This window comes from Sphingomonas sp. VDB2, from assembly GCF_047946695.1.
GTDB classification, from domain to species: domain Bacteria; phylum Pseudomonadota; class Alphaproteobacteria; order Sphingomonadales; family Sphingomonadaceae; genus Sphingobium; species Sphingobium bisphenolicum.
In genome coordinates this window covers 2,693,537-2,717,745 of sequence record NZ_CP159615.1, presented here as the reverse complement: position 1 = coordinate 2,717,745, position 24,209 = coordinate 2,693,537, and the positions used below count along the sequence as shown (strand labels likewise).

The 24,209-nt window shown below is 65.2% G+C and carries 21 protein-coding genes and 1 tRNA gene; 12 read left to right on the top strand and 10 right to left on the bottom strand.

What is annotated here, in order from left to right; translation table 11 throughout:
- The 7 genes from trbJ to ABT375_RS13515 form a co-directional block, all read right to left on the bottom strand.
- Positions 1-702: a P-type conjugative transfer protein TrbJ gene (gene trbJ, locus ABT375_RS13545; RefSeq protein ID WP_416462939.1), complete on the bottom strand. Its 702-nt coding sequence runs from the start codon at positions 700-702 to the stop codon at positions 1-3.
- Positions 699-3,134, bottom strand: a complete 2,436-nt coding sequence (gene trbE / locus ABT375_RS13540) for a conjugal transfer protein TrbE (protein WP_416462938.1) — start codon at positions 3,132-3,134, stop codon at positions 699-701. Before trbE ends, trbJ begins: the two co-directional genes overlap by 4 nt.
- Entirely contained in the window at positions 3,131-3,400 is a 270-nt protein-coding gene (locus tag ABT375_RS13535; protein WP_416462937.1) for a VirB3 family type IV secretion system protein, read from the bottom strand. The genes trbE and ABT375_RS13535 overlap by 4 nt, the downstream gene beginning before the upstream one ends.
- A complete protein-coding gene (locus tag ABT375_RS13530) occupies positions 3,400-3,732 on the bottom strand; it encodes a TrbC/VirB2 family protein (protein ID WP_416462936.1) in 333 nt (110 codons plus the stop codon). The genes ABT375_RS13535 and ABT375_RS13530 overlap by 1 nt, the downstream gene beginning before the upstream one ends.
- Complete coding sequence (gene trbB, locus ABT375_RS13525; protein ID WP_416462935.1) at positions 3,732-4,697, bottom strand: P-type conjugative transfer ATPase TrbB; 966 nt, start codon at positions 4,695-4,697, stop codon at positions 3,732-3,734. Before trbB ends, ABT375_RS13530 begins: the two co-directional genes overlap by 1 nt.
- A gap of 185 nt (positions 4,698-4,882) precedes the next feature.
- A complete protein-coding gene (locus ABT375_RS13520) occupies positions 4,883-5,575 on the bottom strand; it encodes a helix-turn-helix transcriptional regulator (RefSeq protein WP_416462934.1) in 693 nt (230 codons plus the stop codon).
- A 584-nt stretch (positions 5,576-6,159) separates the two neighbouring features.
- Positions 6,160-6,234: transfer RNA gene (locus ABT375_RS13515), tRNA-Gly, on the bottom strand.
- Between the two features lie 328 nt (positions 6,235-6,562).
- Between ABT375_RS13515 and paoA the strand changes: the two genes are divergently transcribed.
- The 5 genes from paoA to ABT375_RS13490 all read left to right on the top strand — a co-directional run bounded on the left by paoA (position 6,563) and on the right by ABT375_RS13490 (position 13,077).
- The gene (paoA, locus tag ABT375_RS13510; RefSeq protein ID WP_224548925.1) at positions 6,563-7,210 is read left to right on the top strand and encodes an aldehyde dehydrogenase iron-sulfur subunit PaoA; all 648 of its coding nucleotides are present in this window, start codon (positions 6,563-6,565) and stop codon (positions 7,208-7,210) included.
- Entirely contained in the window at positions 7,207-8,163 is a 957-nt protein-coding gene (locus ABT375_RS13505; RefSeq protein ID WP_261935758.1) for an FAD binding domain-containing protein, read from the top strand. Before paoA ends, ABT375_RS13505 begins: the two co-directional genes overlap by 4 nt.
- Positions 8,160-10,364 (top strand): aldehyde oxidoreductase molybdenum-binding subunit PaoC, encoded by a 2,205-nt coding sequence (paoC, locus tag ABT375_RS13500; protein ID WP_416462933.1) that lies wholly within the window; start codon positions 8,160-8,162, stop codon positions 10,362-10,364. Before ABT375_RS13505 ends, paoC begins: the two co-directional genes overlap by 4 nt.
- Positions 10,365-10,438: 74 nt before the next feature.
- Entirely contained in the window at positions 10,439-12,760 is a 2,322-nt protein-coding gene (locus tag ABT375_RS13495; RefSeq protein ID WP_416462932.1) for a TonB-dependent receptor, read from the top strand.
- Positions 12,761-12,786: 26 nt separating this feature from the next.
- Positions 12,787-13,077, top strand: coding sequence for a DUF1330 domain-containing protein (locus ABT375_RS13490; protein ID WP_416462931.1), 291 nt, complete (start codon positions 12,787-12,789; stop codon positions 13,075-13,077).
- A 175-nt stretch (positions 13,078-13,252) separates the two neighbouring features.
- On the opposite strand, the gene ABT375_RS13485 is transcribed toward ABT375_RS13490, so the two are convergent.
- Both ABT375_RS13485 and ABT375_RS13480 read right to left on the bottom strand, forming a co-directional pair.
- On the bottom strand, positions 13,253-14,194 hold the full coding sequence (locus tag ABT375_RS13485; RefSeq protein ID WP_416462930.1) for a quinoprotein relay system zinc metallohydrolase 1: 942 nt from the start codon (positions 14,192-14,194) through the stop codon (positions 13,253-13,255).
- A complete protein-coding gene (locus ABT375_RS13480; RefSeq protein WP_261935763.1) occupies positions 14,191-15,024 on the bottom strand; it encodes a quinoprotein dehydrogenase-associated SoxYZ-like carrier in 834 nt (277 codons plus the stop codon). The genes ABT375_RS13485 and ABT375_RS13480 overlap by 4 nt, the downstream gene beginning before the upstream one ends.
- 78 nt (positions 15,025-15,102) lie before the next feature.
- Here ABT375_RS13480 and ABT375_RS13475 point away from each other — a divergent pair, with 78 nt between their 5' ends.
- From ABT375_RS13475 to ABT375_RS13445, 7 genes are all read left to right on the top strand, one after another.
- On the top strand, positions 15,103-15,645 hold the full coding sequence (locus tag ABT375_RS13475) for a rhodanese-like domain-containing protein (protein ID WP_416462929.1): 543 nt from the start codon (positions 15,103-15,105) through the stop codon (positions 15,643-15,645).
- Between the two features lie 89 nt (positions 15,646-15,734).
- Complete coding sequence (locus tag ABT375_RS13470) at positions 15,735-16,181, top strand: pseudoazurin (protein ID WP_416462928.1); 447 nt, start codon at positions 15,735-15,737, stop codon at positions 16,179-16,181.
- Positions 16,182-16,230: 49 nt separating this feature from the next.
- Positions 16,231-17,751, top strand: a complete 1,521-nt coding sequence (gene adh / locus ABT375_RS13465; protein ID WP_416462927.1) for an aldehyde dehydrogenase — start codon at positions 16,231-16,233, stop codon at positions 17,749-17,751.
- 107 nt (positions 17,752-17,858) lie between these two features.
- Positions 17,859-18,263 carry a DUF779 domain-containing protein gene (locus ABT375_RS13460; protein WP_416462926.1) on the top strand — a complete coding sequence of 135 codons (405 nt, stop codon included), beginning with the start codon at positions 17,859-17,861 and terminating at the stop codon, positions 18,261-18,263.
- A gap of 71 nt (positions 18,264-18,334) precedes the next feature.
- Positions 18,335-19,477, top strand: coding sequence for an FIST N-terminal domain-containing protein (locus tag ABT375_RS13455; protein WP_224548940.1), 1,143 nt, complete (start codon positions 18,335-18,337; stop codon positions 19,475-19,477).
- Positions 19,474-21,696, top strand: coding sequence for a NahK/ErcS family hybrid sensor histidine kinase/response regulator (locus ABT375_RS13450; protein ID WP_416462925.1), 2,223 nt, complete (start codon positions 19,474-19,476; stop codon positions 21,694-21,696). The genes ABT375_RS13455 and ABT375_RS13450 overlap by 4 nt, the downstream gene beginning before the upstream one ends.
- 74 nt (positions 21,697-21,770) lie before the next feature.
- Complete coding sequence (locus ABT375_RS13445; protein ID WP_416462924.1) at positions 21,771-23,354, top strand: Na+/H+ antiporter; 1,584 nt, start codon at positions 21,771-21,773, stop codon at positions 23,352-23,354.
- A 63-nt stretch (positions 23,355-23,417) separates the two neighbouring features.
- Here the strand turns inward: ABT375_RS13445 and ABT375_RS13440 are convergent, their stop codons facing one another.
- Positions 23,418-24,200, bottom strand: coding sequence for a response regulator (locus tag ABT375_RS13440; protein ID WP_224548943.1), 783 nt, complete (start codon positions 24,198-24,200; stop codon positions 23,418-23,420).
- Between the last annotated feature and the right edge of the window lie 9 nt (positions 24,201-24,209).

Here is a 24,209-nt window from a genome sequence, read left to right as displayed (position 1 = left end):
CTATTGACCCGAACGCGCCATGAAGCGCTGGAAACGGACGCGGCCCTCCGCCTCCGCAGTGGCTGCGCGTGCCGCTTCGATCGTCTGGGCGCGGCCCTGCGCTGCGAGCATGGCGGTGATATCGGCCAGTTGCTGGGACTGGAGGGCGACAAGCTGGTTCCCGGCCTGGGCAGCTTGCAACGCACCCGATGCCGACTGGCTGGCTGAAACAAGATCGTCCATCGAGGTCCGGGTGCCGTCGATGTTGCCGACCACCCCAGCCTGGACCTTCAGCGCATCCTCGAACGCATCGACGCTGGTGGACCAACGGTCTCGTGCGCCGGCGACCAGATCGGCGTCTGAACTCGACAGCGCTATATCGCCATATTTGGTGGAAAAGGCCTGCTCGATCTGGGTCACGTCATAGGCCAGACGCTGTGCTTGCCCCAGCAGCCGCTGGGTCTGCCGCACCTGCTGCTGGAGCGCCTCAAGGCTGCTGAACGGCAAACTGGCGAGGTTTTTCGTGTCGTTGAGAAGCGAGGCCGCCTCGTTCTGCAACGACCGGATCTGGTTGTTGATCTGCTGCAAGGCGCGCGCCGCCTGCATCACATTGGAGGCATAGTTGGTGGGGTCATAGACAACCAGTGCCTGTGCCGGTGTCATGGCCAATGCGAGCGCAGCAGCGCACAGGCCAAGCGGGCGAACGATGAAGCGCGATGTCATGAGCTTTGCTCCTTTGGCTTTTGCGTGGAAAGCAGGTCCGCCGCCCAGTCGTGGCCGCATGCGCGCAGCCAGGCCGCAGCGAACTCTTCGTCGCCCGGTTGGCTCAGTATCTGGTCGATCCTGCGCTGGTCGGACTTGGAGGACGCGGCGGTAAAGGCGAGCGCCACCTCCTTTAGCCCTAAGTCCATCAGGCGGTTGCCGCGGCGCGACTGGACATAATAATCGCGCTTTGGCGTCGCCCGCGCCAATATCTCGATCTGCCGGGCATTGAGCCCGAACCTTGCATAGATGGCGCTGATCTGCGGTTCGGTCGCCCGCTCATTGGCCAGGAATATCCGGGTCGGGCAGCTTTCGATGATGGCTGGCGCAATGGCGCTGGTTTCGATGTCGGCCAGGCTCTGCGTTGCAAAGATCACGCTCGCATTCTTCTTGCGCAGCGTCTTGAGCCATTCGCGTAATTGCGCGGCAAAGGTCGGGCTGTCGAGCACCAGCCAGCCTTCGTCGATGATGACGAGGCTGGGCGATCCATCGAGCCTGTTCTCGATCCGGTGGAAAAGATAGGCCAGCACTGGAGCGGCTGCGGCCGAACCTACCAGTCCTTCGGTTTCGAATATCTGGACATGGGCATCGCCCAGTTGCTCTGCCTCGGCATCGAGCAGGCGACCCCAGGCCCCGCCCACGCAATAGGGCTGCAGCGCCTGTTTGAGGGCTTGGGATTGCAGCAGCACCGCAAGCCCCGTCAGCGTCCGTTCGTCGGGCCTCGCGCTGGCGAGCGATCGGAGCGCCGCCCACAGATGGTCCTTGGCCTGGGGATCGAGCGTGATCCCCTCCGCCTCCAGGATCGAACCGACCCATTGCGCCGCCCATGCCTGTTCGGCCGGATCATCGATCCTTGCAAGAGGTTGGAGTGATACAGCCGCATTCTCGGCGTGAACCCCGGTCCCCAGATCCTGCCAGTCACCGCCCATCGCCAGCGCCGCTGCGCGCATGCTGGCGCCAAAGTCGAAGGCGAAAATCTGTGCGCCGGGATAGCGGCGAAACTGCATCGCCATCAGGGCGAGCAGAACCGACTTGCCCGCGCCTGTCGGCCCCACCACCAGCGTGTGCCCGACGTCGCCAACATGCAGCGAGAAGCGGAAAGGCGTCGAGCCCTCGGTTTTGGCATGGAATAGCGGCGGACAATCGAGATGCGCATCACACGTTGGGCCTGACCAGACGGCCGACAGCGGCATCATATGCGCCAGGTTGAGCGTGCTGATCGGCGGCTGCCGGACATTGGCGTAGACATGGCCCGGCAGCGACCCGAGCCATGCCTCCACAGCGTTGAGCCCTTCGGTCGTGCAGGTGAAATCCCGGCCCTGGATCACCTTCTCGACCAGACGAAGCTTCTCGGCGGCGATTGCAGGGTTTGTGTCCCATACCGTAACCGTGGCGGTCACATAGGCCTGGCCGATCATGTCCGAGCCCAGTTCCTGCAAGGCCAGATCGGCGTCTGCAGCCTTGTTCGATGCGTCCGTATCCAGCAGGGCCGAGGCTTCGTTAGTCATCACCTCCTTGAGAATGGCCGCGACCGACTTGCGCTTGGCGAACCATTGTCGCCGGATCTTGCCCAGCAATCGGGTGGCATCGGCCTTATCGAGCATGATTGCCCGCGTCGACCAGCGATAGGGAAAGGCCAGCCGATTGAGTTCGTCGAGCAGGCCAGGATAGGTTGAGGTCGGAAAGCCGGTTACCGTCAGGCTGCGCAGATGGCTGTTGCCGAGGCGGGGTTCGAGGCCACCGACCAGTGGTTCGTCCGCCAGGAGCGCATCCAGGTGCATCGGCGTTTCGGGCACGCGCACGTTCTGACGCTTGGTCGAGATCGTCGAGTGAAGATAGGTGAGCGTCGCGCCATCGTCGAGCCAGGCGATTTCCGGCAGAAATCCTTCGAGGAGCTGAACGATCCGGTGTGAGCGGTCGATGAAACCGGCTAGCAGTTCAGCACCGTTGGACGCCGTTGTCGAACGGCCCTCGTAAAGCCAGCGTTCGGCCCGGGCGCTGTCCTCCGCTGGCGGCATCCACAGCAGGGTGACATAATAGGCGCTGTCATAATGCGCGCCCTCTTCGTGGAACTGCTCGCGTCGTTCCCGGTCCAGCAGTCGCGAGGCCGGATCAGGAAAGACGTCGTCGGGATAGTCGTTCGCTGGCACCCGCTGCGCCTCGGTGAACAGGGCCCAGCCCGAGCCGAGCCGACGCAGGGCGCTATTCAGCCGCGCTGTCGTCGCCACCAGTTCGGCGGGCGTCGCGGAATCGAGGTCCGGTCCCCGGAAACGGGCGGTGCGCTGGAACGAGCCGTCCTTGTTGAGGACGACGCCCGGCGCGACCAGAGCGGCCCATGGCAGGAAATCGCTCAGGCTGCTCGCGGTCGAACGATATTCGCGCAACGACATCATGCCCGTAGCCAGGTCGGATAGCGAACATGCCGCCGGGCCACATCGACGAAGTTCGGATCGTGGCGGGCGGCCCATATGCCCAGCACATGACCGATTGCCCAAAGGACCAGGCCTGCGATCCATAGCCGTAACCCGAGGCCGACGGCGCCCGCGAGCGTCCCGTTGACGATTGCCAGCGCGCGCGGCGCGCCGCCCAGAAGGATCGGCTCGGTGAGGGACCGATGGACCGGCACGTCAAAGCCTGGAACCTGTCCAACCCTATCCATCAGACGAGCGCTCCACCGCCGAACGAGAAGAAGGAGAGGAAGAAGCTCGTTGCGGCGAACGCAATACTCAGACCGAATACGATCTGGATGAGCTTTCGCGCGCCGCCCGATGTATCGCCAAATGCAAGGGTCAGGCCTGTTACCGTGATGATCATCACGGCGATGATCTTGGCGACCGGCCCTTCGATCGATTCCAGGATGGACTGGAGCGGCGCTTCCCAGGGCATCGATGATCCGGCCGCATAGGCCGGGATCACGGACGCCATGGCTATGATGCCAGCGAGCGCCAGATGACTGGCACTCCGGTGGATTGGCACGACAAGCTGGATCATCAATCGTCTCCTTGGCTGGTGATGGAATATTCGCCCTTGGGATCGAGGCCATCGACGCGGACCAGTTCGGCCAGACGGCGACCATGGCCGTCCCTCACAAGCACCGCGACAATGTCGATCGTGTCGGCGATCAGGGCACGAGGGACCGTGACGACGGCTTCCTGGATGAGCTGTTCCATTCGCCGCAGTGCGCCCATGCCCGATCCTGCATGGATGGTGCCGATCCCGCCCGGATGGCCCGTCCCCCATGCTTTGATGAGGTCGAGGGCTTCGGCCCCGCGCACCTCACCAATGGGGATGCGGTCGGGCCGCAGGCGCAGGGCGGATCGCACGAGATCAGACAGCGTGGCGACGCCATCCTTGGTTCGCATCGCGATCAGGTTGGAAGATGTACATTGGAGCTCGCGCGTATCTTCGATGAGGACGATCCTGTCGGTCGTCCTGGCGACCTCGGCCAGAAGCGCGTTGGTGAGCGTCGTCTTGCCTGTCCCTGTGCCACCGGCCACCAGTATGTTCTGGCGCGTGGAAACGGCTTGCGCCAATATATCGGCTTGGCGCGCAGACATGATATTGGCGACGACATAATCCGCGAGCGTGAACACAGCGACGGCGGGCTTGCGAATGGCGAATGTCGGAGACTGGACGACGGGCGGGAGCAGCCCCTCGAACCGCGCGCCGGAATCGGGAAGTTCGGCCGACACGCGAGGCGCTCCGTCATGAACCTCCGCGCCGACATGATGCGCGACCAGACGGATGATGCGCTCGCCGTCGGCGGCCGACAGGCAGGCCCCGGTATCGCTGAGGCCTTCGCCCAGCCGATCAATCCAGATATGGCCGTCGGGATTGAGCATGATCTCGATGACACAAGCATCGTCGAGCCAGCCGATGATCGCCGAACCGAGCGCCGTGCGGAGCATGCGCGAGCCGCGTGTCCTGGCTTCTGTACGGAGCGGATATATACTCATGGATCGACCCTGCCAGTCGCCGGACCGTTGGCGGTCCAGCTCAGGGGATGATCAAGAAAGCCACATTGCCTCTATCCGCAACATCGAAATCGCTTCGGCGTAGGCTGGCGCAGAAAGACAGGAAAACGGCGGTTTTACAGGAGCCATTCGACGAGGGGACGGCGTACCGCCCCCTCGACTTGAGGTTACCAATATCGGTGTCGCTGGAAGATTTCGGAAAAGGAGATGAGGCCATCAAACAGCGCCCGGATCACGAGCGACGTTCTCTTCCGTACACCATAGCGTTCGCGCGCGAACTTGAGATGTTGGATCACGGTTTCCTTCGAAATGCCCAATATGTCCGCAATCTCGCCGTCGGTATTTCCGCGAGCAGCCCATAGAACGCAGTCGCGTTGACGCTCCGTGATCGCGGAATCACCGGACAGGGTCGTGCGGCCCAAGAGGCGTTGCCCGCATTCGAACGCCAGCCCGCCGACGAGTCGCGCCGTCCAGATCTGATCGCGAGGCAGCGGCTCGTCGGCTCGGGTGACAAATGTACAGGATCCGCTGACTTCGCCAGGAATGTGCGAGGGGACGGTAAATCCTTCGCCCAGCCCATGGGCTTGACAGGCAGCTAGAACGGCGCGATCGGCAGGTGTCAGTGTTAGAAATTTTGGAATGGTGAGCCAGGCAAAGCCCAGATGGGTCCGGTGGCTCGCCCGTCGGATGGGATCGCGCGGCCCCAGGTCCCTGTCCACATAATAGGCGGCCCAGCCGCGTGGATAATTGTGGATTTGAAGAGGTTGCTGTTGTGGCATCCTCAGATCGATGTGCTCAGCCAGCGCGAAATAGTCGAAACCCATTTCCCGCGCGATCCTCGCCAGGAATTCGTAGAGCATGTGCATATCCGATGCTTCTGCTAACGCAGAGGCAAGGGCATCCAACCGTCGATAACGACCCATGATAGTAGCATAATCGACCGCAAGGGCGTTCCCAACCCGCAGGTCTCGCGATTCGCCTTCCTCAATCTATGCGCTCCCCGTTCGTCCTCACAACGATCGGTGAAACGAGGTGAGCGGATAGCTTATGGCATTTTCGCTATGTGACAATTGCATGACGATCATGTGGAATTGCCAAGCGCGCAACCTCAACCAATCAGTCCTCAGCAGCCGACGGAAGTCTGCCTCTCGCCCGAGCAGGTGATGGTCCGTACGTATCGGGAAAAAGGATGCGCGATCGACCGTCTGGCCGAAGATCCCCGTGACTATGCCAGCAGACCTATTCCTTCAGGAGGGTTCTCACCGCTACATCGCCCGGCCAGCTTCTGCGGAAACCAGATTTCAATGGCTCAACCTACGCCAGAACCACCCGCAAATACGCGCGCAGCATATTACGTCCTTATTACTTCAGGCTTTTGGGGAGGTCGCGTAATATGAAAACTTGGCCCAGTCGCCCCAGAAACCATTGATTTTACGATGATTTCTGGAGCGGGCGAAGGGATTCGAACCCTCGACCCCAACCTTGGCAAGGTTGTGCTCTACCCCTGAGCTACGCCCGCTCTGGCGGCCGGAGGATGTGTCCCTCTCGGCGGGTGGCGGGGAACTAGCAGCGCTTGTCTAAAGGGGCAAGGGGAGAATTGCACAAAAATGAAATTCTCCTTCGCACATGAAAAAACATAATTTTTCCAGTGTGTTAGCTTTGTGGATATTATTTCGCCGCCGGACGGGCACGTCATTCGATGCGCGAATCACCCCCAGGACAGTGGCGAAAAGGGCGGCTTGGCGCGCGCCGTCCTTGTGCTAGGCTGTGCCGACAAGTTTCTTGCCGTGGCGGGATCATTTGCCCCCGCCCTTCGTAATGACCAGCAACCAGCAGGGAGACCAGCCATGTCGTCCGATCATTTGACGCGCCGCGGCCTGTTGCAGGGCAGCGCCGCCATCGCCGCCGCCGGCCCCGTCCTGTCGCAGGACACCGCCGCAGCGACACCCCGCCGCACCGGAGGAACCGCAATGATGCCTGTCGAACTGACCGTCAACGGGCGTGAGGTGCATCTGCAACTCGACCCGCGCACCAGCCTGCTCGACACGCTGCGCGAGCATCTGCACCTGACCGGCACCAAGAAGGGATGCGACCATGGCCAGTGCGGCGCCTGCACCGTGATCGTGGAGGGGCGGCGCATCAACAGTTGCCTGACGCTGGCGGTGATGCATGATGGCGAGAGCGTCACGACGATCGAGGGGCTGGGCACGCCCGACAAGCTGCACCCGATGCAGAAGGCGTTCATCGTCCATGACGGCTATCAATGCGGCTATTGCACGCCGGGGCAGATCTGCTCGGCGGTGGCGGTGCTGGACGAAATCAAGGCGGGCATCCCCAGCCATGCGACGGCGGAACTGGACGATGTCGCGCTGAGCGATGCGGAACTGCGCGAGCGGATGAGCGGCAATATCTGCCGCTGCGCCGCCTATCCCAACATCATTGCCGCGATGCGGGATGTTTCTGGTCAATCTGGGCATGGGGAGACCGCGGCATGAAGGCCTTCACCTATGAACGCGCCGCCAGCGTCGAGGCGGCGGCGAAAGCGGCGGCATCCGTGCAGGGCGCGCGCTTCATCGCGGGCGGGACCAACCTGCTCGACCTGATGAAGCTGCAGATCGAGACGCCGACCCATTTGATCGACGTCAACCCTCTGGGGCTGGACCGGATCGAGAAGACCGACGGCGGCGGGCTGCGCATCGGCGCGCTGGTGCGCAACACCGACTTGGCCGCCGACAAAAGCGTGCGGCAAGATTATGCGGTGCTCAGCCGCGCGCTGCTGGCCGGCGCATCGGGCCAGTTGCGCAACAAAGCGACGACTGGCGGCAACCTGTTGCAGCGCACCCGTTGCCCCTATTTCTACGACACGCGCATGCCCTGCAACAAACGCAAGGCCGGCAGCGGTTGCGGCGCGCTACAGGGGATGAGCCGCAGCCTGGCGATATTGGGCGTGAGCGACGCCTGCATCGCCCAGCATCCCAGCGACATGGCGGTGGCGATGCGGCTGCTCGACGCGCAGGTCGATACGATGGACGCAAACGGCGCGGCGCGGGCGATCCCGATCGCCGACTTCCACTTGCTGCCCGGCGACACGCCGCAGAAAGAAAGCGCGCTGAAGCCCGGCGAGATCATCACGTCCGTCACTCTGCCCAAGCCGATCGTCGGCACCCATGTCTATCGCAAGGTCCGCGACCGCGCCTCCTACGCCTTCGCCCTGGTGTCGGTAGCGGCCGTGTTCGGCAAGGACGGAACGGCGCGCTTCGCCTTTGGCGGGATCGGCGCGAAGCCGTGGCGCGTGGAGGCGGCCGACGCCGCTGCCAAGAGTGGCGCGAAGGCCGTGGCCGAAGCGGCTTTGGCCGGTGCGCGCACCACCCATCATAACGACTTCAAGAAGACACTGGTCGAACGGACGCTCGCGTCCCTCTACCGCCAGCGGGAGGCACGGGCATGAAGTTCGATACGCCAGCGGGCATCAACCCGATCGACAAGGGCCGGGTGATCGGCATTCCGCACGACCGCATCGACGGCGCGGCCAAGGTGACGGGCAGCGCGCCCTATGCCTATGAGCGGCACGATGCCGCGCCCAACGCCGTCTATGGCTGGATCGTGGGGTCCGCCATCGCCAAGGGGCGGATCGCCTCCATGGACCTGCGCGCTGCGGAGGCCGCGCCGGGCGTGCTGGGCATCGTCACCCACGCCAATGCCGGCAAACTGGGCAAGGGCAGCATGAACACCGCGCCTTTGCTGGGCGGACCGCAGGTGGACCATTATGAGCAGGCGGTGGCGCTGGTCATCGCCGACACGTTCGAAAATGCGCGCGACGCGGCCAAGCTGGTGCAGATCGATTATATGCCGGAGGACGGCAAATATGATCTGGCGGCCGAGAGTCTGAAGGGTGTCATGCCGCCCGACAGTTTCGGATCGCCGGCCGATACGAAGGCGGGCGATTTCGACGGTGGTTTCGCCAGGGCGGCGGTCAGGATCGACCAGCGCTATACGACACCCGACCATAGCCATGCGATGATGGAGCCGCATGCGACGACCGCCGCCTGGAATGGCGACAGGCTGACGCTGTGGACGTCGAACCAGATGATCGCCTGGGGCGTGGGCGAAGTCGCCAAGACGCTGGGCATCGCCAAGGAGAAGGTGCGGCTGGTGTCGCCCTATATTGGCGGCGGCTTCGGGTCGAAGCTGTTCCTGCGCGCCGACGCACTGCTGGCGGCGCTGGGCGCGAAGCAGGTGGGGCGGCCGGTCAAGGTCGCCATCGCCCGGCACCAGATCCCCAACAACACCACCCACCGCCCGGCGACGATCCAGCGCATCCGCATCGGCGCGGACAGGGACGGCGTGATCGACGCGATCGGCCATGAAGTCTGGTCGGGTGACCTGCCCGGCGGCAGCCCGGAAACGGCGGCGCAGCAGACGCGGCTGCTCTATCGCGGCGCCAACCGGATGACCGCGCACCGGCTGGTGACGCTGAACCTGCCCGAAGGCAATGCGATGCGCGCGCCGGGCGAGGCGGTGGGCCTGCTGGCGCTGGAAGTGGCGATGGACGAACTGGCCGAAGCCTGCGGCGTCGATCCGGTCGAACTGCGCATCCGCAACGATGTGCAATATGATCCCGAAGCCGGCCCACAGCGCCCCTATTCCAGCCGCAAGCTGGTGGAATGCCTGCGCGCCGGGGCCGATCGTTTCGGCTGGGACAAGCGCAAGGCCAAGCCCGGCCAGGTCCGCGACGGGCGCTGGCTGGTGGGCATGGGCATGGCCGCGGCCTTCCGGAACAATCTGGTCAGCAAGTCGGGCGCGCGGATCGGCGTGGATGCGCAGGGCAAGGTGATCGTCGAGACCGACATGACCGATATCGGCACCGGCAGCTATACGATCATCGGCCAGACCGCAGCCGAGATGCTGGGCGTGACACTGGACCAGGTGACGGTCCGGTTGGGCGACAGTCGCTTTCCGGCATCGGCCGGGTCGGGCGGGCAATGGGGCGCCAACAGCTCGACCGCGGGCGTCTATGCCGCGGCGATGGCGTTGCGCGCGAAGCTGGCGGAGAAGGCGGGCTATCCCGCCGACAAGGCGCAGTTCGACGATGGCCTGGTGAAATTCGACAATAAATCCCAGACGCTCGCCGCACTGGCCGGGCGCGAGGGGCTGTGGGCCGAGGACAGCATGGATTATGGCGATCTCGACAAACGCTATGCCCAGGCCACTTTCGGCGCGCATTTCTGCGAGGTGGGCGTCGATATCGACACCGCCGAAGTGCGCGTTCGCCGCATGGGCGGGGCCTTCGCCGCCGGGCGCATCCTGAACCCCAAATCCGCGCGCAGCCAGGTGATCGGCGCGATGACCATGGGCGTGGGCGCGGCGTTGATGGAATCGCTGGAGGTCGACACCCGCTTCGGCTTCTTCGTCAATCACGACATGGCCGAATATGTGGTGCCGGTGCATGCCGACATTCCGCAGCAGGACGTGCTGTTCATCGACGAACTGGACGACAAAAGCTCGCCGATGAAGGCCAAGGGCGTGGGCGAGCTGGGTATCTGCGGCGCAGGCGCGGCGGTGGCCAATGCGATCTACAACGCCACCGGCATTCGCCTGCGCGACTATCCGCTGACGATCGACAAGCTGTTGAAAGCGCAGGCGGCATGACCACGGCCCGACCCAAGGTATAATGGAGCGCCGCGCCGCCGCCCCCTAGCCTCCCCGCGATAAAAGACGGGAGGATGGGCGTGAGGGTGATGGCGGCGCTGTTGGCGGGAAGCGCGTTGATCGGAGCCGGATCGGCGTTGGCGCAGGCGCCCGATGCCGGGGACGCCGTGCGCCAGCCGATCATCGTCACCGCACCCGGCGGCGCGGTCGATCTGGACGACGCACTCACGCTGAGCGCCCCCGACATCGGCAGGACCGGCAGTCCCGATTTCCTCGGCGCGCTGACCCGCAATTTCGCCGGCGTCACCTTGCAGGATGCGCAGAACAACCCCTGGCAGCCCAATCTCGTCTATCGCGGCTTCGTCGCGTCCCCGCTCCAGGGGCAGGCGCAGGGCATTGCCGTCTATCTGGACGGTGCGCGCTTCAACCAGCCCTTCGGGGATACGGTGCAGTTCGACCTGCTCCCCGAAGCCGCGATCCGGGGCGTCAGCCTGCTCGACAAGAGCGCCGTCTATGGCCTCAATGCCCTGGGCGGGGCGCTGGTCATCGACACGAAGACGGGGCTAAGCGATCCGGGGCTGGAAGCCAGCCTGTCGCACGGCCGCTTCGGCACGACCGAGGCGAGCGTGGCGGGCGGCACGGCCTGGGGCGACTGGAGCGCATTCGGCGCCTTCCAATATAGGCGCGACGATGGCTGGCGCGATCATTCGCCCTCCACCCTCTATAATGGCTATGCCGATGTCGGCTTCGACACGGCGACCGGCGGCCTGCACCTGAAGCTTGTGGGCGCGAACACCGACCTGACCGGCAATGGCGTGTCGCCGGTGGAGTTGCTGGCGGCGGATCGGCGCGCGGTCTTCACCTGGCCCGATAACAGCCGCAGCCGCTATGGCCGGGTCAGCCTGCACCCCTGGGTCGCGCTGTCCGATACGACCCGGATCGAAGCCACGCTCTATGCGCAAAAACTCACCCTGCGCACCGTCAATGGCGATGCCGCCGATATCGAGGGCTGCGAGGATGACGACGATGCCGGTTTCGTCTGCCTGGAAACGGTCGGGGGCGATGACGAGGAGGAAGAACAAGCCGTCCTGACCGACGCCGATGGCAATGCCATCATCGATATGCTGGGCGGCGAGGGCTATGGCGTGCTCAACCGCGGGCGCACGGCGACGCGGGCGATGGGCGCGCTGGTGCAGCTGATCGACACGCGCGCGATCGGCGCGGGCGAGAATGTCTTCGCGCTCGGCTTCAGCTACGACACCGGCCGGACCCGCTTCGACACCGCGACCGAGTTGGGGGCGCTGACCGACGATCGCAGCGTCGAGGGGCTGGGGTCGATCATCGTGCAGCCGGATGGCGCCATCGCGCCGGTCGGCCTGATCGCCCATGCCGACTATTGGGGCGCATTCGTGCAGGACCGCTTGCCGATCACGGCGCGCCTGTCGGCGGAAGTCGCGCTGCGCTACAATCATGCGCGCATCGTGATGCTGGACCAGATCGGCACGGCGCTGAACGGCCGCCATCGGTTTGAGCGGGTCAATCCCGGCATCGAGTTCGACTATAGGCTGTCGGACGGACTGACGCTGCGCGCGGGCTATGCGGAAAGCAACCGCGTGCCGACGCCGGCCGAACTGTCCTGCGCCGACGAAAATGCGCCATGCAGCCTGACCAACTTCTTCGTCGCCGATCCGCCGTTGAAGCAGGTGGTCGCCAAAAGCTGGGAGGCGGGCGCAAAGGGCCATGCCCAGGCGGGCGGCTTCACCATCGACTGGCTGCTGTCCGCGTGGCGCACCGACAATCGCAACGACATCCAATATGTCGCGTCGGAGATTCGCGGCCGCGCCTATTTCCGCAATATCGGCAGCACGCGGCGGCAGGGGGTGGAAGCGACCTTGCGCGCCAGCCGGGGCGGGTTCAGCGCGGGGCTGAGCTACGCCTTCACCGACGCCACCTATCGCGCGCCACTGACTCTTTCCAGCCCCGCCAACCCGTCGGCGGACGAAGAAGGACTGATCGAAGTCGTGCGCGGCGACCGGCTGCCCGGCATCCCCCGGCACAGCGCCACGCTGAACCTCGATTATGCGGGGAACGGCTGGTCCGTGGGCGGCGATATCATCGCGCGATCGGGACAATATCTGGTCGGCGATGAGGGCAATGACGAACCCAAACTGGGCGGCTATGCGCTCGTCAACCTGCGCGCGAGCCTGACCCTGGTGAAGGGCATCAGCCTGTTCGGCACGCTCACCAATGCGCTGGGCTGCCGCTACGCGACCTTCGGCACCTTCAGCGAAGTGGATGAGATCCAACTGGAGGAGGCGCCCGGCGCATCCAACCCGCGCGCTTATGGGCCGGGCGCGCCGCGCCGCTGGCAAGTCGGCGTGAAGGCGCTATTCTGACCATCTAACATCAGGAGAGAAAGAGCATGACCGCCTATTTCGTCGCCGTCCGCAACAGCATTTCCGACCCCGACACCTTCGCCACCTATGGCGCGCTGGCCGGTAAATCCATGGCGGGCCATGCGATCACGCCGCTCGCCGTCTATGGCAAGACCCGCGCCACCGATGGGCCGGCGACAGAGAGCGCGGTCATCATCGCCTTCCCGACCTTCGAGGAAGCCGAGGCCTGGTATGACAGCCCCGCCTATCAGGAAGCGCTGACGCACCGGCTCGCCAGCGGCGACTATCAGACCTTCATCATCCAGGGCGTCGACTGATCCTCCCGCCCGGAATGTCCACGTTACGGCGCTTACGGATTCTCATAAGCGATTGTTTATAAAGGAAAATAGGAAGTCATGCGTTCAAATCCAGCGCGTGACTTCCTAAAAATCTTTATTTAACAACGGCTTGAATTTGAGGAATCTGCCACAACTGTCCAACTTGCTGTTGCATTCACGGCACATCCACCCGCGGCAGCAGCGTCGCCTCCAGCCCCGGATAGAGGTGCGACACGCTGCGCTGCAATTCGTAGCGCCCCGCCGCCATGGTCGCGAACCGATCGGGAATGGGCAGCTCGCCCGCCTCGACCATGTCCAGCCCGCCCCGCACCGCCTGGGTCAGCGTCGCTTCCAGCCAGTCGATCCAGTCGCGCGTCTGGTCGATCGCCGTCGTGCCGCCCGGATCGAACGGGCCATGGCCGGGCACCACGCCGCCATGGGGCAGCGCCTTCAACCGGTCGATGCTGGCCCGCCATGCGGCAAGGTCGGCGGTCGGGGTACTGGGCGCGCGGTCGTGAAAGACCAGGTCGCCCCCCAGCAGCAGGCCGGTCTGCGGATCGAGCAAGGCCAGATCGGCGCCACTATGCCCCGACAGCGCCAGTAGCTGCAGCGTCCGACCGCCAAAATCCTCCTCCTGTTGCGCGATCGCCTTGCCCGGCAGGACAAGGTCGGTGCCACGCATCCAGTCGCCCAGCAGGCGGTACATGCCGTCGGCATAGCCCTGCCCCTCCGCCCGCAGCGCCTCGATCGTGCCGGGCAGCGCCGCGACGATGGACGGATCGAAGGCGGCAAGGCCCAATCCATGATCGGGATGGAGATGGCTGACATAGAGTCGCACCACCGGTTTGCCGGCCAGTTGCTCTGCCACTTGCTGTAGCGATCGGGCGTAGCGGACGGAAGGGCCGCAATCCCACAGCACCGTCCCGGCCGGCGTGGCGATGATCGCGATATTGGCGATGGCGCCGCCATTGCCCGCCTCGATCGGCTCGTCCGCCCCGCGCACCAGCCAGACGCCGTCACCGATCGCTTCGGGGGTGATGGCATAGCCGGCCGCGCGCGCAGGGACCGACGCCAGCGCCACCACGCCACCGAGCAGCGATCGCCGCGACAGGGTCATCGGCCGCCCGGCATCGGCGCTGGAACAGGTGATTGCCGCGCCACGGACAGCGCCGCGCGATAGTCGCGCCCGTTGGTGTCCCGCGCCTCGACCCGCAGCGCCTCCCCGGCCCCGCCATCGACCATCAGCGTGATCGCCGGATCTTCGGCCACCGCCGCCCATATCTCCATCTCGCCCAGCGTCCGTCCATCCGCGCCCTTCACGCGCAGCGCTTCGAGATGATAGGTGGCGATATTGGCGACGAAGCCGGTATCCATCGGATGGCGGAAATTGAGCCGCACCCGGCTGCGCCCGTCCGCCATCGGCCAGGCTTCGCCGCGTATCTCGCCCAGATGGTCGGCCCAGTCGCCCCTGACCCGGCTGACCGGCGGCGCAGAGCAACCGCCGCCCGCCGCATCGACCCATCCGCCCGACACCAGCCATTGCCCGCTGGCCAGTTGCACCGCGCCGCGTACCGGGGTGCGCTGGTCGAGCTTGATGCGGGTTGCGACATAGGCGGCGGCGTGGAGGGGGCGATAGTCGATGGCGATGGGAATGGGATTGAGATCGACCAGCAGCACCATGCGGGTCACGCCCGCTATAGCGCGCGCGTCGATCACCACCGGAAAGGCGCGCTGATTTTCCGCGATCATCGGGAAATCGACCTGCACGCGCGGATCGAACCGCACCGGATCGTCGCCGAACAGGGTGCGGGCATGGGCGTCCCACATCGGCGACCCCAGCGGATCGGCCCCAGTTCGTTCGGGGGTTCGCTGAGGCGCTGTCGCCCCGGCATCGGCCGCGACCCATGCCAGGGCGAGCGCGACCCAAAGGCTTGCCTGCCTTCGCACTGTCCTTCTCCCTTAAGCCGGGGTCTATTCTCCTCCCGCGTCGGTTACCATTGGCCCTTGGGTCACCCGGAGACGATCATGCGCCGCTTCCTCATCCCCGCCCTGCTGATCGCGTCGCCGGCGGTCGCGCAGCCGCCTTTGTTCAATCCGGCCGGCTATCGCATCGCCCATTATCGCGCGCCGGTCCGGCAGGCGCCGGCCGGCGTCGGCCGGATCGCCCCGACCGCCGCGGCGCAACTGGTGCCGGGACGCGACGCGCTGTTCATCGACGTGCTGCCGGCCGAGGGCGGGCATCGTGAGGCGGACGGGCGCTGGCGGCTGGCCGAGCCGCACGCATCCATCCCCGGCGCGCACTGGTTTCCCGAAACCGGGCGCGGCGATCTGGCGCCGGGGATCGGCCCATGGTTCGCACAAAGGGTCGCCCGCCTGACGCACGGGCGCCGCGACGCGATGCTGATCCTCTTCTGCCGCGCCGATTGCTGGATGGGATGGAATGCGGCCAGGCGGTTGCGCGCTGCGGGCTACGGCAATGTCTGGTGGCTGGCGGAGGGTACGGATGGCTGGAGCGACATGAAAAGGCCGCTTTCCCGCATCGAACCGGACGGCGGCATCATGCCATAGGACCAAAGGTCAATTGTGCGCGCGGCCCCTGTGGCCGCACTCTCCATGCAATCCGGCAGAGAAAGCCGTCCGATTCCATGGAGAGTGATTTGACTGACCTGCGCATCCCGGCCTGCTTGCTGACCGCCGCCGTCCTGGCCTTTTCGCTGCCCGCTACGGCCAAGGACATCGTCGTCCATATGAAGAATCAGGGCGCCGACGGCGCGATGGTGTTCGAGCCCAGCTATGTGAAGGCCGCGCCCGGCGACACGATCCGCTTCCAGCCGTCCGACGCCAGCCATAATGCCGAAACCATGGCGACGATGCTGCCCGCCGGCGCGACGCCGATGAAGGGCGCGATGAACAAGGAAGCGGTGCTGACCGTCACCAAGCCCGGTCTCTACGGCATCAAATGCATGCCGCATTATTCGATGGGCATGGTCGCGCTGGTGCAGGTGGGCAAGGTGACGCCGGCGGACATCGCCGCCGCCAGGGCGGTCAAGCTGCCGCCCTTCGCCGCCAAGCGCATGAGCGCGGCGCTGGCCAAGGTGAAATAAGAGCCGCGCAGCTTTTCAATTTTTACGCATAGCAATCGGGAGTAGACACATGCTGCAACAGGCGATGGAGCGTTTCACGGGAAAGACGCTGATCCGCGACCAATATGACAATTATATCGGCGGCGCGTGGGTCGCGCCGGTGCAGGGCGGCTATTTCGACAATATCTCGCCCGTCACCGGCCAGGTCGTCGGCAGGATCGCGCGCGGCACCGCCGGCGATATCGAGCTGGCGCTGGACGCCGCGCACAAGGCGAAGAAGGACTGGGGCAAGACGTCCTCCACCGAGCGGTCCAACATCCTGCTCAAGATCGCCGACCGGATGGAGGCCAATCTCGACCTCATCGCGATGGCCGAGACGATCGACAACGGCAAGCCGATTCGCGAGACGACCCATGCCGACATCCCGCTCGCCATCGACCATTTCCGCTATTTCGCGGGCTGCGTCCGCGCGCAGGAAGGGTCGATCAGCGAGATCGACCATGACACGATCGCCTATCATTTCCACGAGCCGCTGGGCGTGGTCGGCCAGATCATCCCCTGGAACTTCCCGATCCTGATGGCGGTATGGAAACTCGCCCCGGCACTGGCGGCGGGCAACTGCATCGTGCTCAAGCCCGCCGAACAGACGCCGATGTCGATCCTGGTGCTGCTCGAGGTGATCGGCGACCTGCTGCCGCCCGGCGTGCTGAACGTCGTCAACGGCTTTGGCGTGGAGGCGGGCAAGCCGCTCGCCAGCAACAAGCGGATCAGCAAGATCGCCTTCACCGGCGAAACGACGACCGGCCGCCTCATCATGCAATATGCCTCGGAGAACCTGATCCCCGTCACGCTGGAGCTGGGCGGCAAGTCGCCCAATATCTTCTTCGCCGACGTGATGGACGCCGACGACGATTATTTCGACAAATGCCTCGAAGGCTTCGCCATGTTCGCTCTCAACCAGGGCGAAGTCTGCACCTGCCCCAGCCGCGCGCTGATCCAGGAATCGATCTACGAAAAGTTCATCGAACGGGCCATCGCGCGGGTGAAGGCGATCAAGCAGGGCAGCCCGCTCGACCCCAGCACCATGATCGGCGCGCAGGCGTCGAACGACCAGTTGGAGAAGATCCTCTCCTATATCGAGATCGGCCTGAACGAAGGCGCTGAGCTGCTGACCGGCGGCGCGCGCGCATCGCTGGATGGCGAACTGAGCGAGGGCTATTATGTGACGCCCACGGTCCTGAAGGGCCACAACAAGATGCGCATCTTCCAGGAGGAGATTTTCGGCCCGGTACTGGCCGTCACCACCTTCAAGGACGAAGCCGACGCGCTCGCCATCGCCAATGACACGCTCTACGGGCTGGGCGCGGGCGTATGGACCCGCGATGGAACCCGCGCCTATCGCATGGGCCGGGGCATCCAGGCCGGGCGAGTATGGACCAACTGCTATCACGCCTATCCCGCCCATGCGGCGTTCGGCGGCTACAAGCAGTCGGGCATCGGGCGTGAAAACCACAAGATGATGCTCGATCATTATCAGCAGACCAAGAATTTGCTGGTCAGCTACAGCCCCAGGGCGCTGGGCTTCTTCTAATCGGGATGGCAGTTCGTCGAAGGCGGATTCCTCTCCATTATGCCTTCGACGGCGGCGGGCATCCTTTCCCCGATGCCCGCCGCATCGTCTTTTCAAAGGAGATCGGGATGACCGGGCCGCCCCCACGCATATTGGCGACACCAGATGCAGAAGCGCTGATACACAGCCTGACGCAGAAGCACGGGCCGCTGATGTTCCACCAGTCGGGCGGATGTTGTGACGGGTCCGCGCCGATGTGCTTCCCGCGCGGCGAGTTCAAGGTCGGCGGGCAGGATGTGCTGCTGGGCCATGTCGCGGGCGATATTCCGGTGTGGATCGGCGCGGCGCAGTTCGACTATTGGCGCCATACCCAGGTGATGATCGACATCGTGCCGGGACGCGGTGCGGGCATGTCGCTGGAAAGCCCCGAAGGCGTGCGCTTCATCGTGCGATCACGGATCTTCGACGACGCGGAAAATGCGCTGCTGGAAGCGGCGGGCGATCCGCCCCGGGGCGACACCGTTACGGCATAGGACGGGCGTGACATTGGGACGCGACGCGGTGCATAACCCCCGGAAAAGGGGAGGCCATGGGGGAGAGGAACATGACCATGCTGGCGTCGGAAATCGGTTTCGCATCGAGCCATTCGCCCGATCCGGCGACGGCGATGGCGGACGTCGCGCGGCAATTGGGCGATGCGCCGCTGGCCGGGATGCTGCTGTTCTGCTCGCACCGCTTCGATCGCGATGCACTGGCCCGCGCGGTCAACCGGCATAGCGAACATGTCGTCGCGATCGGTTGCACCAGCTCGGGCGAGCTGACCGAGGCGGGCTATGACGAGGACAGCCTGAGCGTGATCGGTTTTCCGGCCGACGCCTTCCACCTGACGTCCCATATTTTCGACGATATCGATGCATTCGATCCCGTTGCCGCGCGGGAGGCGATCCGATCGCTCGCCGCCATCGCCGATCGCGACAGCCGGCGGCTGGGCGACGCGGTCAATCATGTCGCGCTGTTCCTGGTCGATGGCCTGTCCCACCGCGAAGAATTGCTGACGATGACGATCCAGGATGCGCTGGGCGACATCCCCCTGATCGGTGGATCGTCGGGCGACGGGCTGGCGTTCCGCGAAACCGCGATCTTCGAAGGCGGCCGTTTTCACAAGCGCGCCGCAGTAATCGCGATCCTGTCCACGCCGCGCCCGATCCATGTGTTCAAGGCGCAGCATTATCGGCCCGGCGCGGCGAAGATGGTCGTGACCGGCGCGATCCCGCAGGACCGGATCGTGACCGAGATCAACGCGGAACCGGCGGCGCAGGAATATCTGCGGCTGGCGGGCCATGCCGGCGAAGCGCTGGGCCTGGCCTTCTACGCCGCACATCCGCCGATGGTGCGCGCAGGCGGCGACTATCATGTCCGGTCGATCCAGAGCGCCAACCCGGACGGCAGCCTGACCTTCTATTGCGCGATCGACGAGGGGATCGTGCTGACCGTGGGCGAGCCGATCGACCGGATCGCGGGGATGGAGACGATGTTCGCCGACATCGGCGCCCATGTCGGCCAGGTCGACCGGATCATCGCCTTCGATTGCGTGCTCAACCGCATCGACGCGGAACAGCGGCAGATCGGCCGTGCCGTGTCCGAACTCTATGGCCGCCATCGGGTGATCGGTTTCAACACCTATGGCGAGCAATATCATGCGCTGCACGTCAACCAGACGTTCAGTGGGCTGGCGATCGGGCGATGACGGAAACGACCCTTGCTTCCACCGAGGCGGAACTGGCTCAACTGCGCGAAGACAACCGCAAGTTGCGCAAGATCAACGCCGCGCTGATCGATCGGGTGGAACGGTCCAGCGACATGGCCGGCAACGCCTTTTCGATGTTCGAAACCGCGATCACGCTGGAAGCGATGGTGCGCGAGCGGACGACCGAGCTGGAGGACGCGCTGGGCAGGCTTGCCACCGCCAATGCCGACCTCGCCCAGGCCCATGCCAGCGCCGAAGCGGCGCAGGTGCGGCTGCGCGACGCGATCGATTCGATCAACGAAGGCTTCGTGCTGTTCGATGCGGAAGACCGGCTGGTCCTGTTCAACGACGCCTATCTGGGCTTCTGGCCCGAAATCGCCGATCAGTTGCATGAAGGCATGTCGTTCGAGGATGTCGCGCGGCTGGCCGCGGCGCATCACCGCCCCCCCGGATCGGTGGTCGCGCCCGACCGCTGGGTGTCCGACCGGCTGGCGCGCCACAGCGTCGCCGATGGCGGCCATGTCCAGGCGCTGGCGGATGACCGCTGGGTCCAGATCAACGAACTGCGCACCAGCGAGGGCGGGATCGTCGGTATCTATACCGATATTACCGAAGTGAAGGCGGAGGATGCCCGCAACCGCGCGCTGGAACTGGCCGAACGCAATCTGGTGCTGCAATCGACGCTCGACAATCTGTCCGAAGGCGTATGCCTGTTCGATGCGCAAGGACGGGTCGCCGCCTGGAACGAGGCGTTGCAGCATGTGCTCGACCTGCCCGACGACTGGGCGCAGGAAGGCGCCAGCCATGGCGCGCTGCTCGGCTGGTGCCGCGATCGGCTGGGCATGGCGGACGGGGGCTGCCTGGACTGGCGGGGCGACCAGCCCGGCGCGGCCCGCCATGCGCTGGTCGCGGCCGGGGATCGTCATTTCGAAGTCCGCAGCACGGCGCTGGAGCGCGGCGGGCAGGTGATCGGCTTCACCGATGTCACCGACATGCTGCGCGCGCAGGCCGGGCTGCAGGAAACCGCCGAGACGCTGGAGCGTCGCGTCGCCGAGCGCACAGCCGAACTGCGCGCCGAAGTCGCCGAACGGCGCGAGATCGAGGCGCAGTTGCGGGACGCCAAGACGGCGGCGGAGAAGGCGAACCTGTCCAAGACCAGCTTCCTCGCCGCCGCCAGCCATGACCTGTTGCAACCGTTGAACGCCGCCCGGCTTTTCGTCGCGGCGCTGGGCGATCGGCGGCTGGCGCTGCCCACCCGCGCGCTGGTCAACCAGACGTCGACCGCGCTCGATTCGGTCGAGGATCTGCTGGAGGCGCTGCTGGAAATCAGTCGGCTCGATGCCGGCGCGATCCAGCCGGAAATTGGCGACTTCCGCCTCGACACGCTGCTGGGCACGTTGCGGGTCGAATTCGCGCCCGTCGCCCGCGCATCGGGGCTGATGCTGGACATGGCGAACGAACCGCTCTGGGTCCGCTCCGATATCCGACTGGTGCGGCGCATCCTGCAGAATTTCCTGTCCAACGCGCTGCGTTATACCCAGCAGGGATCGGTACGGGTCGATTGCTTGGTCGGCGAACAGGCCATTCGCGTGAGCGTGACCGACAGCGGTCCAGGCATCGCGGCCGACAAGCAGGCGCTGGTGTTCGAGGAGTTCCGCCGGCTCGACACCCGCACCAGCGGCAAGGGGCTGGGCCTGGCCATCGTCAAGCGGGCGAGCGACATGCTGGGCCATCGCGTGACGCTGGAGTCCGCGCCCGGCCGCGGATCGACCTTTGCGATCGAGCTGCCGCTGGGCGAACCGGTAGCGGACCTGGACAACGGGTCGGAGACGATCGGCCGCGACCGCACGATGCGCGGTCTCGACGTGCTGGTCATCGACAATGAACGGGCGATCCAGACGGGGATGCGCACGCTGCTGGGCGGCTGGGGCTGCACCGTGCGGACCGCCGGCGGCTTCGCCGAAGCGACCGGCCTGTTTGCGCCCGGCGAGGCGCCGGACATCATCCTGATCGACTATCATCTCAACGACGGCGAAACGGGCGAAGTCGCGCTCGACCGCCTGCGCGGTCATTTCGCCATGCCGGTTTCCGCCGTCATGATTTCCGCCGATCGCGGCAAGGAGTTGAAGGCGCGGCTCGACGCGCATGGCATCCCGCTGCTCAACAAGCCGGTCAAGCCGGCCCAGTTGCGGGCGTTGCTGCGGACCATGCTCAAATAGGGGCCGCGCAGTCCTCTGGACCTGCCGGGATCAGGCGCTACTAGAGGAAGCGAAGCTGATGCAGGGGGGACGCAATGCATCCGATGCAATTGTTCGAATTGCTGGTCGCCATGCTGCTGGCGATCATCCTGTTGCATTATGCGGCGCACAAGATAGGCCTCCCGCCCGCCGTGGCGCTGCTGACCGGCGGCGCGCTCTTTGCGTTCCTGCCCGGCCTGCCGGTCATCTCGCTCGATCCGGAACTGGTGCTGGTCGTCTTCCTGCCGCCACTGTTGATGGATGGCGCCTGGTTCATCGCCCTGCGCCACCTCCATCGTCACATGCTGGGCATCATCGCCCTGGCGGTGGGCGCGGTGGTCTTCACCACGGTGATTGTGGCGGTGGTGACCCACTGGCTGGTGCCGTCCCTGCCCTGGGCCGCCTGTGCGGCGCTGGGTGCGATCGTCTCGCCACCGGATGCGGTTTCGGCGCGCGCCGTGCTGCAACATGTCCGCCTGCCCCGTCGCCTGTCCATCCTGCTGGAGGGCGAAAGCCTGTTCAACGACGCCAGCGGCCTCGTCCTCTTCCGCTTCGCGATCGCAGCGGGCGTCACCGGGGCGTTCAGCTTGGTGGAGGCGCTGGAAAGCTTTGCGCTGCTGGCGATCGGCGGCGCGCTGGTCGGCGCGGCGGTGGGCATGGCCTGGGTCCGGCTGACGCCGCGGCTGGACGACAAATATCTGATGATCGCTTCGTCCCTCCTCGCGCCATGGGCGTCCTACCTGTTGGCGGAGACGGTCCATGTGTCGGGGGTGATCGCCACGGTCACCACGGGACTCATCTGCGGCTGGTTTCAACATGTCGTGTTTTCCGCCACGGTGCGGATGAACGGCACGGCCTTCTGGGCGGTGATGATCTTCCTGATGGAGGCGTTCGTCTTCCTGCTGATCGGTTCCTCGCTGCGCGGGGTGATCGACCGGGTCGGCGGGTTCCAACTGGTGCTGGCGCAAATGGCCGGGCCGGTGCTGGCGATCCTGATCGCGCTGACGCTCGCGCGCTTCCTCTGGGTGTTCGGGTCCGACGGCGTCACCCGCCTGCTGCGAGCGATGGGCGTGCGCCGCTACACGCCGATTGGTCCGCGATCGGCGGTGGTGCTGGGCTGGGCCGGTATGCGCGGCGTTGTGACGCTGGCAGTGGCGCTGAGTGTGCCGGAGGGCTTTCCCGGCCGCGACTTCATCCTCGTCGCCGCCTTCGCGGTCATCATCGGCACCGTGCTGATCCAGGGAACCACGCTGGGTGCGGTGATCCGGCTGCTGAAGCTGGAGGAACCGGCGAGCGACCGGGCGCGTCTGAGCATGAGCGAGGCGGAAGCCGCCATGGCGCAGGCGCAGGTCCGGGTGGTCGAGGCCCATGCCTATGACGCCGACGGCACATTGCTGCATCCGCGCCTGCTCGACCGATACCAGCGCCATGCGACGTTGTCGGTCACCTATGCAGGCCAGGAAGCGGAACATGCGCACATCCTTCATGCGCATTTCGATCTGGTGCTGATGGCGGTGGCGGCGGGACGGGCCGAATTGCTGCGCCTGCACCGGATCGGGGACATCGACGAACAGACGCTGCACGAACTGGAGCGCGACCTGGACCTGGAGGAAATGAGCGCGCTGTCGGCAAAGGCTTAGGGAGCCGTCCAAACCCGGCTTGAACAGCAGACGGCTCGCCGAATGCGGACCATGAAGAGGACATCAATCCGCGCCGAAATGCACCCGGTTCGCTTTGATGACCGCCTGGGTGCGACTCAAGACGCCCAGCTTCTGGAGGATAGCCGAGACATGCGCCTTGATCGTGGTCATCGACACGTTGAGGTCATGCGCGATCTGCTTGTTGAGACGACCGTTGACCAGATGGCCCAGCACCGTCTTCTGCTGCGGCGTCAGGCTGTCGATGCGGCGGGCGATGTCGTCCTCCTCCGCTGACGGCGTCGCGCCCTCGCCCATCGTTTCGGGCAGGTAGATTTCGCCCGACACGACGCGATGCAAAGCCTCCACGATCGCGCTGCGCTTGAGCGACTTGGGAATGAAGCCTGCGGCGCCGGCGGCCAGCGCCTCCTGCACGATCGAGCGGTCGAACGCGCCCGACACCATCACCACCGGCAGGATCGGGAATCGATCGCGCAGCAGCTTGAGCCCGTCCAGACGGCGCACGTCGGGAATGTTGAGGTCGAGCAGGATCAGGTCGAAATTATCCTGCTTTTCCAGCGTGGCAACGGCCTCTTCCAGTCCGGCCGCTTCGAAAATCTCGATATTGTCGAAACTGATTGCGATCACGCTGCGCAACCCGTCGCGCACCAGGGGATGATCGTCGATGATCAGCACCCGCTCCATCACCGCTTCCCCGCCCATATAAAGCCCCATATCCTGCCCCTGCCCATGATGATCGGACACATCATGGGACGTGGCAAGCCGCAATGCGCCGGGCGGGATGGCCGGGGCCGATTGCGCATAATATCCACGTCCCATGACGATCATTTGCCTGGT